Genomic DNA, 14,175 nt, shown 5'->3' with positions numbered 1-14,175 from the left:
GGGTTTCGCGATCATCCTCCGATAAAGCCGGTTCGGCTGCTGCGGCGCCGGCGGAGTGCCAGATGGGCAATCAGGGGAAACATCAGCATGGTCGCCGTCGCCTCGATGATCAAGGGGCGGACATCGGCCAGCTGGCCCAGCGCCAGGCTGCCGGCGCCATAGGCGATGGTGTGGGCCAGCACCAGCGTGCCGGCAAAACGCGCCAGGATTGGCGGCAGATCGCGCGGCATGCCGTCCTCGCCGCGAAAGCGCAGCGCCGAGATCGACACCAGATAGGCCAGCGCCCACACGCCCATCGGCGCGCCGGTCAGCAGGTCCTGGCAGAGCCCGATCGAGAACACGATGATCGGCGGCATGAAATACGGCCGCAACCCCGCCCAGAGGAAAATCGCGATCAGCGGCCAGGTCGGCATGATATTGACGCCGTCGATCAATTGCGTCGGCGCGGCCTGGACGACCAGGGCGAGGAAAACCGTCAGGGCACAGGCGGCGGCCGCCCAATAGGGGGTCTGGCGTTCAGAGGTCTTTCTCATCGCTCGCCTCCGGTCGGGGCCGCTGCATCAGCCGGTTCTTCTGCTATCGCGCCGTCCTCGATTACCGTCTCCGGAGCTGCTGCCGCGGGGTCGGGCGCCGTCGCCGGCGGGACCCCGGCCTCAAGCCCGGCCTCAGCCTCGGCCTCGTCCTCGCCCGGGGCGGCGATCCGCTCATAGGGCCAGACCCAGACGAAATCGACCGGGGCCTGGTCGGAATACAGCCGTACACGCCAGCTGCCATCGCGCGCCTCGACCGCCTCGCCGACCGGCAGGCCGCGCGGCAGGATGCCGTCATCGCCGGAACTGACAATGCGGTCGCCGGGCCGGATATCGGCATCGCGGCCGACATAGTCCAGACGCGGGAAGGCGGTATTGTCACCGATCAGGATCGCACGGGCATTGGACCGGTCGGCCATCACCGGAATGCGGCTGTTGAGGTCTGTCAGCAACAGGATCCGCGCCGAACGCCGGCCGGTCTCGAACACGCGCCCGACCAGGCCGTAGAGATTGATCACCGGATAACCGTCGTCGATACCGGCATCACTGCCGCGACCGATCAGGCGGGCACGGACGAAGGGGCCTTCCGGATCGGCCACCGTCCAGGCGCCGATCCGCTCGCGCGTGGCCGGCGAGTCGATCTCGAGCGCCGCTTCATAGACCTCGATGCGGTCGCGCTGGCGGTAGGCCAGGTCTTCCCAATAGCGCGCCTCGATCAATTGCTGGCGCAGGCGGGCGTTTTCCTCGGCGAGTTCACCCTGGCGCCGGAAATAGGGACCGATATTCTTCAGGCCGCGCACCGGCTGCGCCGCCAGTTCAAGCACCGGCGCGGCAATATCGGTGAAACCGGAACGGAAGCTGGCAAATCCGGCCGAGCGGGATTCGGGGCGGTCAAAGGCGATCAGGGCGCCTGAGAGGACAAGCAGGGCGATAAACAGTGTTCGCGAAAATCGAACACCACCTTCACCTTCATGCCGTCCTGAACGACGAGAAGCCAATCACTCACTCCTGCCCCTGCGTGAACCGGCAGACTAGACCGCTTCGGACAGAATGGGGCGCCAAAGCTTAAGATCTTCAACCGCCTTGCCGCATCCCAGCACAACGCAGGACAGCGGATCGTCGGCCAGGCAGACCGGCAGGCCGGTGCGCTCGCGAAGCTCGGTATCGAGATTGCGCAGCAAGGCGCCGCCGCCGGTCAGGACAATGCCCTTGTCGACGATATCGGCGGCCAGCTCGGGCGGGGTCGCCTCAAGCGCCTGCTTCACGGCTTCGACGATTTGCTCGACCGGCTCGGACAGCGCATCGGCAATCATCGCCTCGGTGATCGAGATTTCGCGCGGCACGCCATTCATCAGGTCGCGGCCCTTGATGTCGAGGGCAAGGCCTTCGCCCTTCACCGGCGGCATGGCCGAGCCGATTTCCTTCTTGATCCGTTCGGCACTGGTTTCCCCGATCAGGAGATTCGCCGAGCGGCGGATATAGTTGATGATGGCTTCGTCCATCTTGTCGCCACCGACCCGCACCGAGCGCGAATAGACGATACCCGACAGCGACATCACGGCGACTTCCGTCGTGCCGCCGCCGATGTCGACGATCATCGAGCCGGTCGGCTCGTCGATCGGCAGGCCGGCACCGACAGCTGCTGCCATCGGCTCGTCGATCAGATAGACCTTGCGCGCACCGGCACCGAGCGCCGATTCATGGATGGCGCGGCGTTCAACGGCGGTGGCGCCGGACGGCACGCAGATCACGACCTGCGGGCTGACCATCGAGCGGCGATTGTGCACTTTCTGGATGAAATGCTTGATCATTTCCTCGGCGACATCGAAGTCGGCAATCACGCCGTCGCGCATCGGGCGGATCGCTTCGACATTGCCGGGTGTCTTGCCGAGCATGAGCTTGGCTTCGGCGCCAACGGCCTGGACGTATTTGCGGCCCTTCTCGACCTTGTAGGCCACCACAGAGGGCTCATTGAGCACCACGCCGCGTCCCTTGACGTAGACGAGCGTGTTGGCGGTGCCGAGATCGATGGCGATGTCTGCGGAAAGTAAGCCGAAAAGATAGTTGAGCATAGGGCGCGCTGATTTCGAGGGGTGTGGCGGCAAAGCCGCGGAAAAGCTTTTTTTGTTGTGCGATGGTCCGCGCCATATTGCAAGGGGCAGGCAGGTGCAAACGCATACTCTCTGGCTTGATCGGCTAGGCTTCTCCGTCCTCGGACGCCGCCGGTGCGACACCATCGACCGGACGATTGCGTCGCAACCAGCGCCGGGCAACCAGCATCATGCCGATCCAGCCCGCAACTGCAACAGCCAGCGAAAGCCCGATCAGCAATTGTCCCTCGCTCATGATCGCCAGGATGCTTTGGCCGGCGAGCGCCACGACAAACAGTTTCGGCCCGGTCCCCAGAGCAGTGCCAAGCCCGAAGGCCCAATACGGCGTGCGCGCGATGCCGAAGCCCATATTGACGACGATGAAGGGGCCGGAGGGGACCCAGCGCACAATCATGCTCGCCAGCAGCCCGTTGCGGCCGATGAAGTCGGAGATCCGGTTGGCCCAATCGCCGCCGAAGCGGGCCAGCAGGCCGGCGCCGAACCAGCGGCCGAGATAGTAATTCACCGTCGCCGCAGCCAGGGTGGCAATCCAGGCATAGATGAAACCGGTGCGCGGCCCGAAGGCGACAATCGCGGCTGCCATCAGTCCGAACTGCGGCGCACCGAGGAAGGAGAGCGCGATAAAGACCAGGATGGTCAGCGGCAGGGCATACCATTGGCTGGCCGCGGAATCGAACCAGTCGCCAATCGCGCCCGGGCCGATATCGAGCACGAAACGCCCGATCACGAACACCGCTGCGACCACGACGAACAGCGCGATCGAGACGCCGATCGCGCGCGCGGCGCGCACATCCATTCGCAAAATGAATTGGATCAGAGCGTTCATTCTCTCCGGCACCCGTCTGGAAGCAGCGATTTAACTAAACACGGATCCGCAGGCCCGCAATGATGATCATCGGTCGGCCACATCCGGCGATGGCGGCACGTCGCCGGCGGCGATGGTGGCGAGCTTGGCTCGTTGCAGGGCCAGCGTGCCCAATTGCTCGTCCAGCAGTTTGAGGATTTCGCGCGCTTCCTGCTGGTCGACCTCACCGGGCGAGCGCTCGGTTTCACCCAGCGATTCCATCAGGGCGGCGATATTGCGCGCATTGCGGCGGCTGGCCTCGCCGGCCAGAGCCAGCCAGTTGGCGTCGTCGGCCTTGTCGACCGGCACGAAAATCCCGCCCGCCAGGGCTGCGAGGTGCTGGGCGGCAGCGGTGGCGCCGGCCTCGGTCAGCCGCGCGACGCGAGCGTAGGAAATATCATTGCTGGAATCGGGATCGGCGAGCGCATAGACCCGGGTACGGCTCAGCTCGAGCAGGTTCATCACCTCGGGGATGCCGCCCACTTCCTCGAACATGCGCGCCACAACTTCTTTCGGCTCGCCATAGCGGCGTTCCTTGACCGGATTAAATGCCATCTTTGTCCCCAACATTGATTCATGGATCCCTGTAACGGACAGAGATGAACAGTTTTATTGTCTATTTCGTGGCGCGGCCAAGTCTGGAGCGCAATTCATCGCCCGCTGCCTCGATCGGCAGGGTGCGGTCCTGCGCCCGTTCGGCCTGCAGGCGGTCGCCGGATTCGTAACGCTCGACCCATTTGCGGGCAAAGGCGCCGGACTCGATATCGTCCATTGCCGTATCAAACACCTTGAGCAGTTCGGGCCCGGCGATGGCGTCCTCGATCTCTCGCGCCCCGAATTCCGCCGTGTCCGAGATCGCCTCATACATGCCGGCAATGCCGCGCTGCTGGATCAGGTCGGCGAGATATTTCAGCTCGTGGACGCAATCGATATAGGCCATGCGCGGGCTGACCCCGGCGGCCGTCAGCCGCGTGAAACTGGCCTTGGCCAGCGCCACCATACCGCCCACCAGCACCACCTGTTCGCCGAACAGGTCGGAGACGGTTTCCTCGCGGAATGTGGTCGGGAAAATCCCGACATTGCCCGAACCGATCGCGGCGAGATAGGCCAGCGCCAGTTCGCGCGCCTGGCCGCTGGCATCCTGGTGCACGGCCCAGAAACCGATCAGCCCGTTGCCCTTGAGATATTCCTCACGCACCGCCCCGCCCGGCCCCTTGGCCGCGGCGAGAATGATATCGGCATCGGCGGGCGCATCGATCAGGCCGTAGTGCACGGAAAAGCCATGACAGACGATCAGCGCCTGGCCCGGCTTGCGGTTCGGCAGGATGGCCCCGGTCCAGATCTGGCGGTGTGCCTCGTCGGCGGCGAGCAGCGCAATGACATCGGCCCAGCCCGCAGCCTCGGCGACGGAAACAACCTGAAACCCGTCCGCCTCGGCCTTGGCCCGCGATGGTGAACCGGCGCGCAAGGCGATGCGGATCTGACCCGCACCGCTATCGCGCAGGCACAGGGCGTGCGACCGGCCATGATTGCCATAGCCGACAATCGCGATACGGCGGCGCGTGATCGGGTCAAGATCGATATCGCGCGTATAGAGCGGTTCGGTCGTGTCCTGCGGCATCGGTGAATCATCCTCGGCTGGTATCGGCTGATTGGACGCATCGGCAGGGCCCGAGTCCAGCACACCACGCCCTTGCTCTGCAGTTTCGCAGGCGAGAGAACGGCCGGTGCCGCCGCCGCGTGTGACCGGCATTGGACCTTTGGCTCTCACAATACCACACTTGCGCATCGCGGCCTGTGACGCGCCGTATGCGACGCCGCGTCCGGCGCCGGCGTCCGGCAGGGGGAGATGTTTGACTTGAACCGGCTTGTCCGCCCCCTCGCCGCCTTCGCGGCGCAACTATCACCCAATAGCCGCGGCATGGTCTGGATGATCCTGTCGGGGATTATCTTCACCATCCATCTCGGCCTGGTCAAAACGCTGGGCGGCGAGTTCGGCTCCGGCCTGCTGGCCTTTTTCCGCGCCGTCGCGGGCATGCTGATCCTGCTGCCTGTACTGGTGCGCACGCGGCCGGAGACCTTGCGCGTACATCAGCCCGGCCTGATGTTGCTGCGCGGCGGTCTCGCCTCGGCGGGATTCCTGCTCTCCTTCGCCGCCATCGCCATCATGCCGATGTCGCAATTCAACGCGATCTCGTTTTCGCGGCCGCTCTTCATCATCGTGCTCGCGGCGATCGTCCTGCGCGAGAAGGTCGGCGCCCAGCGCTGGATCGCCACCGGCGTGGGCTGTGTCGGTGTGCTGGTCATCGTCCAGCCCTCGATGCAGATGGAGATATCCAGCCTGCTCGCGCTGGGCGCTGCCCTCGCCTTTGCCGGCTCGATCGTGATGGTGAAGGAATTGTCGCGCCTGCACTCTACCCTGACGCTGATCATCGCGACCAATCTGCTCTCGGGCCTGTTCACCGCGCCCTTCGCCATCCTTGAATGGCAGATGCCGCAGGGCGAGCAATGGCTGGTCATCGCCTTGATGGCGCTCACCGCCACGGGGGCGCAGGCCTGCTATATCAAGGGCATGGCGATCGGTGAGGCGAGCTATGTCACGGCGATGGATTTCCTGCGCCTGCCGATGGCGGTCGCGGCCGACTGGCTGGTGTTCAAGACCCTGCCCGGCTTCTGGGTCTGGCCCGGAACGGCGCTGATCATCGGGGCGACGGCCTATATCTCGATCCGTGAAGCGCGGGCCCGCGAACGGGAGCGATTGGCGGCCGCGGCTGTGCCGCCGGAACCGCTGCCCTGACAATTCAGGCCGGCCAGGCATCCAGAATGCCGCCCAGCTCCCGGGCGGCACCGGCGGCGTCGAGGGAATGAATGCGCGACCAGTCGGGATGTTGATTGCGGAACCAGGTCATCTGCCGCTTGGCGTAGCGGCGCGAATCCCGCTGCGCCAGGCGCACGGCATCCTCAAGCGTCATCTCACCGCGCAAATGCGCCATCAGCGGCGGCACGCCCAGCGCCTTGCTGGCCGGCAGCAGCGGGTCCAGCCCGAGCGCAGCAAAGGCGCGGACCTCGTCGAGCGCGCCGGCCTCGAGCATCAGCTCGAAACGGTGATTGATCCGGTCGTAGAGCGGCTGACGTTCCGGCTCGATCACAATGCCGGACCATTCATCAGCCTCCAGCATCGGCCGGGTGTCGGCGTGAAAGCTCGACAGCGCCTCGCCGGTCGCATAGCCGACCTCGACGATGCGCATCTGACGTTGCAGATCGGCCGGCTTGATGCGGGCCGCGGCAACCGGGTCCAGCCGCTCGGCCTCACTGCGCAGGCCTTCCGGCCCGGTCGCGGCGAGCAGGTCGACGACCTGTTGGCGGGAATCGGCATCAATCTCGGGGACCGGTGCCAGTCCCTTGGTCATGGCGAGGAAATACAGCCCGGTTCCGCCAACCAGGATCGGGGTGCGTCCGCGCTCATGAATGTCGGCGATCAGCGCCAGCGCCGCTTCAGTCCAGTGTCCGACCGACCAGCGCATCGCCGGATCGACGCAGCCGAACAGATGGTGCGGCACCTTGGAAAAATCATCCATCGAGGGCTGCGCGGTGATCAGCGGCAGACCGGCATAGATCTGCATGGAATCGGCATTGATGATCTCGCCGTCCAGCGCCTGCGCCGCCGCCAGCGCCAAGGCGGTCTTGCCGGCCGCTGTCGGTCCCGCAATCAGCAGGCAGCGTGTCACGGCCGGATGGATTGCAGCACGTACTGGCCGCCGCGATTGAGCTGGAAACGCACCGGACCGGTGGGGATGCCGTCAACAATGCGGCGGATATCCTCGATCGTCGCCACGCGCGTGAACTCGACCTCCTCGATGACATCACCCGGACGCACCTTGCCGGAGGCATCGCTGCTGGCCGCCACTTCGGTCACCAGCACACCTGTCGCGTCGGGATGGACCCGGAAGCGGCGGCGCGATGCGGTGTCGAGCACCGCCAGCGTCATGCCGCGCACCGTATTGCTCGGGGCTTGGTCGGGGGTGACCACGGCGGAATTGGCCGGCGCGGGAGCGGCCGCGCCACCGGTCTCGGTGAGCTCGCCGACGGTGACGCTCAGGGTCATCGGCCGGTCCTCGCGGATAATCCCGACCTCGGCGACACGGCCGATCTCGGTCTCGGCCACCAAGCGCGGGAAGCTGCGGCTGTCGCGGACGCGGCGGCCATCGAAGCGGATGACGAGATCGCCGGTACGCAGATCGGCCGCGGCGGCCGGCCCGCCGGGCTCGACGCGTGAGATAATGGCGCCGTGCGGCGAGTCGAGCTCGAAGCTCTCGGCCAGTTCCGGAGTCACCGGCTGGACGCTGACGCCAAGCCAGCCACGACGGGTCTCGCCGAACTCGATCAGCTGGGCGACAACACGCGTCGCGATATTGGACGGGATGGAGAGCGAGATGCCGACGCTGGCACCGGTCGGCGACAGGATCAGCGTGTTCACGCCAATGACATCGCCATCCATGTTGAACAGCGGGCCGCCGGAATTGCCGGTATTGATGGCGACATCGGTCTGGATGTAATCGTCATAGCGCCCGCCGGCCTCGCGGCCGCGCGCCGAGACGACACCGGCCGTCAGCGTGCCGCCAAGGCCGAAGGGATTGCCGATCGCGATCACCCAGTCGCCCACGCGGGCCGTATCGCTGTCGCCGAAGCTGACATGCGGCAGCGCCTCATGGACATTCATCATCCGCAGCACGGCGAGATCGGTCAGCGGGTCAACGCCGATCACTTCCGCCGGAAAGACACGCCCGTCGGGCAGCGAGACCTCGACCTCGTCGGCACCGTCGATGACGTGATTATTGGTCACGACAATGCCGGTCGCCTCGACGATGAAGCCGGAACCGAGCGAGTTGGCGATGCGCGGGGCGTCGCCGAAAATATCGTTGAAACGCTCCAGCGGCGAGCCTTCGGGAAATTCCGGCAGGCCGTCGCCGGCATCGAGCCGCTGCGCCGCGGCGATGTTCACAACCGCGGGCGAAAGCCCCTCGGCGAGATCCGCGAAACCGCCATCACCCGGGTGCGCCAGGGCGACCGGGGGCAGGACGAACAGCAAGACGAGGGCAAAAAGGCGACGCATGAACTCAGCCAATCCGAAAAATGAAAACCACACTTTATTCATGCAGTGATAGCGCCATGCGGGCGTCTGCCGCAACCGCTGTGACGCGAAAGTCATCGCGATAACAGCTTCGTCACGCGCCGCTCACGGCCCGAAAAAAGCCACGAGCGCTACGCCGGACACCAGAGCGACCAGCCCCGCAATGCGCAGCTGGTCGCCCGGCATGTCCAGTATCTGTGACAGGAACCGCTTCATCGCCTCGGGTGCCAGCGCATAGGCCGCCCCCTCAAGCGCCAGAGCGACGCCCACACCGACAAGCAATGCCGTCAACACAGATTAGTTCCGGCCCGTCTCGCTCCGGAAATAGTCGAAGAACTCCGAGTCGGGTGCCACCACGATCGGTGTCCCTTCGCCGAACGCCTCCTGGTAAGCGATCATCGAACGGTAGAAGGCGAAGAACTCAGGGTCACGGCCATAGGCCGCAGCATAGATGGCGTTGCGCTGGGCATCGCCCTCCCCCTTGATCCGTTCCGACTGGGCCCGGGCTTCAGCCCGGATGATCGTCGCCTGACGATCGGCATCGGCCTGGATTTCCTGGGCTTCCTGGGCACCGACAGCGCGGATTTGCGCCGCGCGCTGTTCCCGCTCCGAGCGCATGCGCTGGAAGACGCGTTCGGCGATCTGGTCCGGCAGGTCGGCGCGAAGGATGCGGACATCGATCACTTCAATCCCGAGATCCTGACGGGCGACCTGGTCTTCCACGGCCGTCTGGACGCGGTCCATCAGTTCGGCACGCTGGCCGGAGACGACTTCCTGGGACGGGATCGAGGCGATCACGCCGCGCAGGCTGTCATCCATGATCGAGCGCAGGCGCGACTGGGCCCCGCGCTCATCACCGACCGTCTGATAGAAACGCAGCGGATTGACGATGCGGTATCGCAGGAAGGCATCGACGACGAGACGAACCTGGTCCGACGCCTGGATCTCCTCCGGCTGCATGTCGAATTCCAGATTGCGCTTGTCGAACATCAGCACGTCCATGATGAAGGGGATCTTGAAATGCAGACCCGGATCTTCATCGCCGGCTTCGTTGACGGCATCGACCGGCTCGCCGACGCGCAGGATCAGCGCCTGCTGCAGCTCATTGACCGTGTAGACACTCTGCAGTCCGACAAAGATGACGCCGAACAGGAGGATTATTCCGAGGGTGCGGATCATTGATTGCCCTCCTGGCTGCGAATGCGGTTCTGACCAAGCTGGTCAAGCGGCAGGTAAGGCACGGCGCCGGACTGACTATCCAGGATGGTCAGCTCGGAATCACGCAGAACGCCTTCCAGCGTTTCCAGATACATGCGGTGACGCGTGACTTCCGGCGCTTGGGCATATTCCTGATAGATGGAGACGAAACGATCCGCCTCACCCTGGGCTTCGGCGATGACCGAGTCGCGATAGGCTTGGGCCGCCTGGGTCAGGCGGGCCGCTTCACCGCGCGCTTCCGGGATCACCCGGTTGGAGTAGGAGGTGGCCTGCAGACGCAGACGCTCGGCATCCTGTTCGGCGACATCCACATCGCGGAAGGCGTCGATGACGCTGGCCGGTGGCTGCGCGGTACGCAGATTGACCTCGAGGATCTCGATCCCCGCAGTGTATTCATCGAGCGTCGCCTGCAACAGCGCCTTGGTCCGGCGCGAGACTTCGCCGCGGCCCTCGGTGATGATGTATTGCAGGTCCGAGGTGCCGATCACTTCGCGCATCGCACTTTCAGCGACGGCGCGAACCGTGCCTTCAGGGCTTCTGACGTTGAAGAGATAATCGCGAACACCGTCGGGATAGCCCAGATTGACGCGCCACTGCACGGCAAACTCGATATCGACGATATTCTGGTCGCGGGTCAGCATCTGGCCTTCGGTGCCGGCACCGATGGAGAGCGTATTGGTTGTCGTCACCTCGGGCAGGAAGACCGTCTCGATCGGGGTCGGGAATTTCACGTGCAGACCGGGACCGGTGGTGCGGGTGTATTCGCCAAAGCGCAGCACGACACCATTCTGGTTCGGGCCCACCTGGTACCAGCCGCTGCCGGGAAGCAGGAACCAGACACCAACCAGGATCGCCAGCACCAGACCGACGCCGAAAATGCCGCCGCCCTTGCCGCCATCCTTGCCGCCGGCTGATCCGCCGCCGCCAAACATGCCGCGGAAGCTGCGCTGCAACTGGCGCACGACCTCATCGAGATCGGGCGGTTCCTGACCGCCACCGCCGCCCTCGGGCCTGCGGCCCCAGGGGTTTTGTCCGTTGCCATTATTGCCGCCGCCGGAGCCCCAAGGGCCTCCGCCGCCGCCGCTACCGCCGGTATTATCGTTCCAGGGCATGGATGCTTCATTCCTCTCGATACATTGCGTCAATAGATGAACGTTCGCGGGCAAAGGTTCAAGGTTTATCGGGGGGGACGCGCAGGCTTCCAATCCCCGTAGCGGGAATCAGACGCGTTCCAAGACCCGGCAGACAAAGCCGTGATCATCGCCCGGCCCGGCATCACAGACCGTCCGGCTGGCCTCGGCCCAGCCGGCGGCGTCAATCGCCGGGAAGAGGACATCGCCGTCCGGTTCGGCATCGACCTCGGTGATATAGAGCCGGTGGGCATGGTCGAGCGCGGCGGCGTAAATCTGCGCCCCGCCGATCACGAAGACCTCGTCGACCCCGTCCATATGCGCCTGTGCCAGGGCGTGGGCCAGGGCCGCAGTGAGATCCCCCGCCACCTGGCTGCCCTCGGCGACGAAATCCGTCTGGCGCGTCACCACGATATTCAGCCGGCCCGGCAGCGGCCGCCTGGGCAGGCTGTCCCAGGTCTTGCGGCCCATGATGATCGGCTTGCCACTGGTGACAGCCTTGAAATGCTTGAGGTCGGAACTGAGCCGCCAGGGCAGGTCACCATCGCTGCCGATGACGCCATTGCGGCCGCGCGCCACGATCAGGCAGATGCGGGGCTGGGTCATTCCGCATCCTCCCGCTCGAGCCAGCTGAGCCATTTCTCCTGTACGGCGGCATCGAGATCGACGCCTTCATCGCGCGCCAGCAGGAGCAGCATGCCGAGCACATCGGCCATTTCCAGTGCCATCTGGCGACGCGCCGCCGCATCGCTGGCGCGGCGGCTGCGACCGGTGACGTCGAGATAGGCCTGTGTCAATTCGCCAAGCTCTTCCTGCAGCTTGAGCAGATACCAGTCGCCGGAGCGGTCAATGCCGTAATTCTTCGCATAGATGTCCGAGACCTGCGCGATGCGCGCGCCCAGCTCACCAAGCCGGCCGCTCATACCGCGACCGGCGCCTTGATCGCCGGATGCGGATCATAATCCTCCAGCATGATGTCCTCATACTCGAAGGCGAAGAGGTCATTGGCATCATCATTGAGCCGCAGGCGCGGCAGCCGGCGCGGCGTGCGGGAAAGCTGCTCGGCGACCTGGTCCATATGATTGGAATAGATATGGGCGTCGCCAAACGTGTGGATATATTCGCCCGGCTCCAGCCCGCACACCTTGGCCACCATCGTCGTCAGCAGGGCGTAGGACGCGATATTGAAGGGCACGCCGAGGAACATGTCGGCCGAGCGCTGATAGAGCTGGCAGCTCAGCTTCCCGTCGGCGACATTGAATTGATACAGCGTGTGGCAGGGCGGCAGCGCCATCGAGGGCACATCGACCGGGTTCCAGCCCGAGACGATCAGCCGCCGCGAGGCCGGATTGCTGCGGATCTGCTCGAGCAGGTTGGAGAGCTGGTCGATCTCGGTGCCATCGGGCCCGGCCCAGCGGCGCCACTGCTTGCCATAGACGGGGCCGAGCTCGCCATCGGCATCGGCCCATTCATCCCAGATCTTGACGCCACGCTCCTGCAGCCAGCGCACATTGGTCTCGCCGCGCAGGAACCAGAGCAATTCGATCGCGATCGACTTGAAATGCACCTTCTTGGTCGTCAGCAGCGGAAAGCCTTCGGAGAGATCACAGCGCAATTGCCGCCCGAACACCGAGCGCGTGCCCACGCCGGTGCGGTCGTCCTGCCGGGTGCCATTGAGGAGAATGTCGCGCAGCAGATCGAGATAGGCGGCCTCGGCCGCCGATCCGGTCGCGGCAGCGCTGCCGGCAACAAGTCCGGGCTCAAGAACGGCTGTCTCGGCCATCGCGTTTCTCCCCTGCGTCACGTGATCAGCCACTCTACATCCGATTCGCCGCAACCGGACCGTCGACGTCAGAATGATCCACACGTTTCCTCGATCCGGCTCCCGGAATTCCGGCCGCAGCGGCGTGCGGGCGCAATCACGATCGCGTGCAAGCCGGTCAGATTTCGCTTGCCTTGGCCACTACATGCGCTAGCTTGCGGAACCGGAACATAAACGGAACGATATTGTCTTTGAGGGAGAAACAAAAATGCTTGGCTATGTCACTTTGGGATCCAATGACTTGCAGCGCGCCGCCGCGTTTTACGACAAGATCTGCGCCGAATTCGGCGTTAGCCGGATGATGGAATCCGACACTTTCATCGCCTGGGGCAAGCCCGGCGGCGGCGCTGGCATCGGCCTGACCAAACCCTTCGATGGCAAGCCCGCCACCGTCGGCAATGGCGTCATGGCCGCCTTCGAGGCCGACAGCAAGGAACAGGTCGACAAGGTCTACGCCCTCGCCCTCTCGCTTGGCGCCCAGGACGAAGGCCCCGCCGGCCCGCGCGGCGACAGCTTCTACGCCGGCTATTTCCGCGATCCGGACGGCAACAAGTTGAACGTCTTTCACATGTCGTTCGGCGAGTAGGCAGAGGCCGGGACATGCGCCTGACCGGAAGCGGCAGGCGCATGTCCCGTTTCGCATGGCCGGCGGCTCTCATGGGCGCCCCGGGCCAGCTGGCGATCAGCGGTTCGGCTCGCCGCCTCCCAGGCTCTGCAATTCCCGTTGCAGGCGCTCCTGCTCCTGGCGCATGGCCTCGATTTGACGGTTTTCTGCTTCAATGCGGGCGTTTTCCGCCTGGATCCTGGCGTTCTCCGCAGCCCGGGCGGCGGCTTGTTCGGCATCCGGGTTGGCGGCCGGTGCCGGGCTGGCAGCCGGTGCCGGGTTTGAAGCGGGCGCAGGGTTTGAGGCCGGCGCCGCGTTGGCAGGCTGTGTGCGGCCCGAACGGCCATTGCCGACCGGATCGGCCGAACGGCCGCTATCATTGTCCGTCACCCCGGAGGAGGCCTGACGGCCTGTGCCGCGCCCCTGTCCCGCCGGATCGGCGCGGGCGCCGCTATCATTGTCCGTCACTCCGGAGGAGGCCTGCCCGCGACTGCCGCGGCCCTGCCCTGCCGGATCGGCATTGGCACCGCTATCACTGTCGGAGACGCTGCGGCCACCGCGCCCATAGCCGCCCGGATCGGCATTGACGCCGCCGTCGGTGTCAGAGAGGCCGGTATAGGCCTGCGCCGATGCGGCGCCGTTGACCGCGCCCAGGGCACCGGTGACGGCAACACCGCCGGCCACACGTGCCAGAAATGAGCGCCGGCTCAATTTCCCTATTCTCGCCATTGGATTCCCCCCCGCTGCGACGATTTCTGCCCGCAGATTAGGGCGGCCAACCGCCC

17 protein-coding genes are annotated in these 14,175 nt (G+C 65.2%); 2 read left to right on the top strand and 15 right to left on the bottom strand.

The genetic code is table 11. The annotated features are described in order from the left end of the window. Positions 1-11: 11 nt before the first annotated feature. From mreD to ilvC, 6 genes are all read right to left on the bottom strand, one after another. Entirely contained in the window at positions 12-533 is a 522-nt protein-coding gene (gene mreD, locus ACN0YL_RS09715; protein ID WP_417491261.1) for a rod shape-determining protein MreD, read from the bottom strand. Further along, positions 530-1,528 (bottom strand): rod shape-determining protein MreC, encoded by a 999-nt coding sequence (gene mreC / locus ACN0YL_RS09710; protein WP_417497845.1) that lies wholly within the window; start codon positions 1,526-1,528, stop codon positions 530-532. Before mreC ends, mreD begins: the two co-directional genes overlap by 4 nt. A 33-nt stretch (positions 1,529-1,561) precedes the next feature. Beyond that, positions 1,562-2,602 (bottom strand): rod shape-determining protein, encoded by a 1,041-nt coding sequence (locus ACN0YL_RS09705; RefSeq protein WP_417469930.1) that lies wholly within the window; start codon positions 2,600-2,602, stop codon positions 1,562-1,564. Positions 2,603-2,726: 124 nt separating this feature from the next. After that, entirely contained in the window at positions 2,727-3,467 is a 741-nt protein-coding gene (locus tag ACN0YL_RS09700) for a TVP38/TMEM64 family protein (protein ID WP_417491259.1), read from the bottom strand. A gap of 66 nt (positions 3,468-3,533) precedes the next feature. Then, positions 3,534-4,040, bottom strand: coding sequence for a hypothetical protein (locus ACN0YL_RS09695; protein WP_417491258.1), 507 nt, complete (start codon positions 4,038-4,040; stop codon positions 3,534-3,536). A gap of 61 nt (positions 4,041-4,101) precedes the next feature. Further along, positions 4,102-5,106: a ketol-acid reductoisomerase gene (gene ilvC, locus ACN0YL_RS09690; protein WP_417497844.1), complete on the bottom strand. Its 1,005-nt coding sequence runs from the start codon at positions 5,104-5,106 to the stop codon at positions 4,102-4,104. 237 nt (positions 5,107-5,343) lie between these two features. On the opposite strand from ilvC, the gene ACN0YL_RS09685 reads away from it, so the two are divergent. Then, positions 5,344-6,282 carry a DMT family transporter gene (locus ACN0YL_RS09685; RefSeq protein ID WP_417497843.1) on the top strand — a complete coding sequence of 313 codons (939 nt, stop codon included), beginning with the start codon at positions 5,344-5,346 and terminating at the stop codon, positions 6,280-6,282. A gap of 4 nt (positions 6,283-6,286) precedes the next feature. On the opposite strand, the gene miaA is transcribed toward ACN0YL_RS09685, so the two are convergent. The 8 genes from miaA to ACN0YL_RS09645 form a co-directional block, all read right to left on the bottom strand. Further along, on the bottom strand, positions 6,287-7,213 hold the full coding sequence (gene miaA, locus ACN0YL_RS09680; protein WP_417497842.1) for a tRNA (adenosine(37)-N6)-dimethylallyltransferase MiaA: 927 nt from the start codon (positions 7,211-7,213) through the stop codon (positions 6,287-6,289). Then, positions 7,210-8,598, bottom strand: coding sequence for a Do family serine endopeptidase (locus tag ACN0YL_RS09675; protein WP_417497841.1), 1,389 nt, complete (start codon positions 8,596-8,598; stop codon positions 7,210-7,212). The genes miaA and ACN0YL_RS09675 overlap by 4 nt, the downstream gene beginning before the upstream one ends. Positions 8,599-8,721: 123 nt before the next feature. Further along, positions 8,722-8,907, bottom strand: coding sequence for a DUF2065 domain-containing protein (locus ACN0YL_RS09670; RefSeq protein ID WP_417482234.1), 186 nt, complete (start codon positions 8,905-8,907; stop codon positions 8,722-8,724). A 6-nt stretch (positions 8,908-8,913) separates the two neighbouring features. Further along, a complete protein-coding gene (gene hflC, locus ACN0YL_RS09665) occupies positions 8,914-9,795 on the bottom strand; it encodes a protease modulator HflC (protein WP_417482235.1) in 882 nt (293 codons plus the stop codon). Continuing rightward, positions 9,792-10,946, bottom strand: coding sequence for an FtsH protease activity modulator HflK (gene hflK, locus ACN0YL_RS09660; protein WP_417497840.1), 1,155 nt, complete (start codon positions 10,944-10,946; stop codon positions 9,792-9,794). The genes hflC and hflK overlap by 4 nt, the downstream gene beginning before the upstream one ends. A 108-nt stretch (positions 10,947-11,054) precedes the next feature. Next, on the bottom strand, positions 11,055-11,570 hold the full coding sequence (locus ACN0YL_RS09655; RefSeq protein ID WP_417497839.1) for a dihydrofolate reductase: 516 nt from the start codon (positions 11,568-11,570) through the stop codon (positions 11,055-11,057). After that, positions 11,567-11,887: a phosphoribosyl-ATP pyrophosphohydrolase gene (locus ACN0YL_RS09650; RefSeq protein ID WP_417497838.1), complete on the bottom strand. Its 321-nt coding sequence runs from the start codon at positions 11,885-11,887 to the stop codon at positions 11,567-11,569. The genes ACN0YL_RS09655 and ACN0YL_RS09650 overlap by 4 nt, the downstream gene beginning before the upstream one ends. After that, complete coding sequence (locus tag ACN0YL_RS09645) at positions 11,884-12,747, bottom strand: thymidylate synthase (protein WP_417497837.1); 864 nt, start codon at positions 12,745-12,747, stop codon at positions 11,884-11,886. The genes ACN0YL_RS09650 and ACN0YL_RS09645 overlap by 4 nt, the downstream gene beginning before the upstream one ends. A 247-nt stretch (positions 12,748-12,994) precedes the next feature. On the opposite strand from ACN0YL_RS09645, the gene ACN0YL_RS09640 reads away from it, so the two are divergent. Continuing rightward, positions 12,995-13,372 (top strand): VOC family protein, encoded by a 378-nt coding sequence (locus ACN0YL_RS09640; RefSeq protein WP_417497836.1) that lies wholly within the window; start codon positions 12,995-12,997, stop codon positions 13,370-13,372. A gap of 96 nt (positions 13,373-13,468) precedes the next feature. On the opposite strand, the gene ACN0YL_RS09635 is transcribed toward ACN0YL_RS09640, so the two are convergent. Continuing rightward, the gene (locus ACN0YL_RS09635; protein WP_417497835.1) at positions 13,469-14,101 is read right to left on the bottom strand and encodes a hypothetical protein; all 633 of its coding nucleotides are present in this window, start codon (positions 14,099-14,101) and stop codon (positions 13,469-13,471) included. Positions 14,102-14,175 lie beyond the last annotated feature (74 nt).

Source organism: Maricaulis sp. (assembly GCF_048269565.1).
Taxonomy (GTDB): Bacteria; Pseudomonadota; Alphaproteobacteria; order Caulobacterales; family Maricaulaceae; genus Maricaulis.
Note: the sequence above shows the minus strand (reverse complement) of the source record. Positions and strands in the feature narration are given on the sequence as shown.

Bases quoted from the DNA above. Each gene is read 5' to 3' on its own strand.
- ACN0YL_RS09695 (WP_417491258.1), bottom strand. From the start codon at position 4,040: ATGGCATTTAATCCGGTCAAGGAACGCCGCTATGGCGAGCCGAAAGAA.
- ACN0YL_RS09700 (WP_417491259.1), bottom strand. From the start codon at position 3,467: ATGAACGCTCTGATCCAATTCATTTTGCGAATGGATGTGCGCGCCGCG.
- hflK (WP_417497840.1), bottom strand. From the start codon at position 10,946: ATGCCCTGGAACGATAATACCGGCGGTAGCGGCGGCGGCGGAGGCCCT.
- ACN0YL_RS09640 (WP_417497836.1), top strand. From the start codon at position 12,995: ATGCTTGGCTATGTCACTTTGGGATCCAATGACTTGCAGCGCGCCGCC.
- mreD (WP_417491261.1), bottom strand. From the start codon at position 533: ATGAGAAAGACCTCTGAACGCCAGACCCCCTATTGGGCGGCCGCCGCC.
- ACN0YL_RS09650 (WP_417497838.1), bottom strand. From the start codon at position 11,887: ATGAGCGGCCGGCTTGGTGAGCTGGGCGCGCGCATCGCGCAGGTCTCG.
- ACN0YL_RS09655 (WP_417497839.1), bottom strand. From the start codon at position 11,570: ATGACCCAGCCCCGCATCTGCCTGATCGTGGCGCGCGGCCGCAATGGC.
- ACN0YL_RS09675 (WP_417497841.1), bottom strand. From the start codon at position 8,598: ATGCGTCGCCTTTTTGCCCTCGTCTTGCTGTTCGTCCTGCCCCCGGTC.
- ACN0YL_RS09645 (WP_417497837.1), bottom strand. From the start codon at position 12,747: ATGGCCGAGACAGCCGTTCTTGAGCCCGGACTTGTTGCCGGCAGCGCT.
- hflC (WP_417482235.1), bottom strand. From the start codon at position 9,795: ATGATCCGCACCCTCGGAATAATCCTCCTGTTCGGCGTCATCTTTGTC.
- ilvC (WP_417497844.1), bottom strand. From the start codon at position 5,106: ATGCCGCAGGACACGACCGAACCGCTCTATACGCGCGATATCGATCTT.
- ACN0YL_RS09705 (WP_417469930.1), bottom strand. From the start codon at position 2,602: ATGCTCAACTATCTTTTCGGCTTACTTTCCGCAGACATCGCCATCGAT.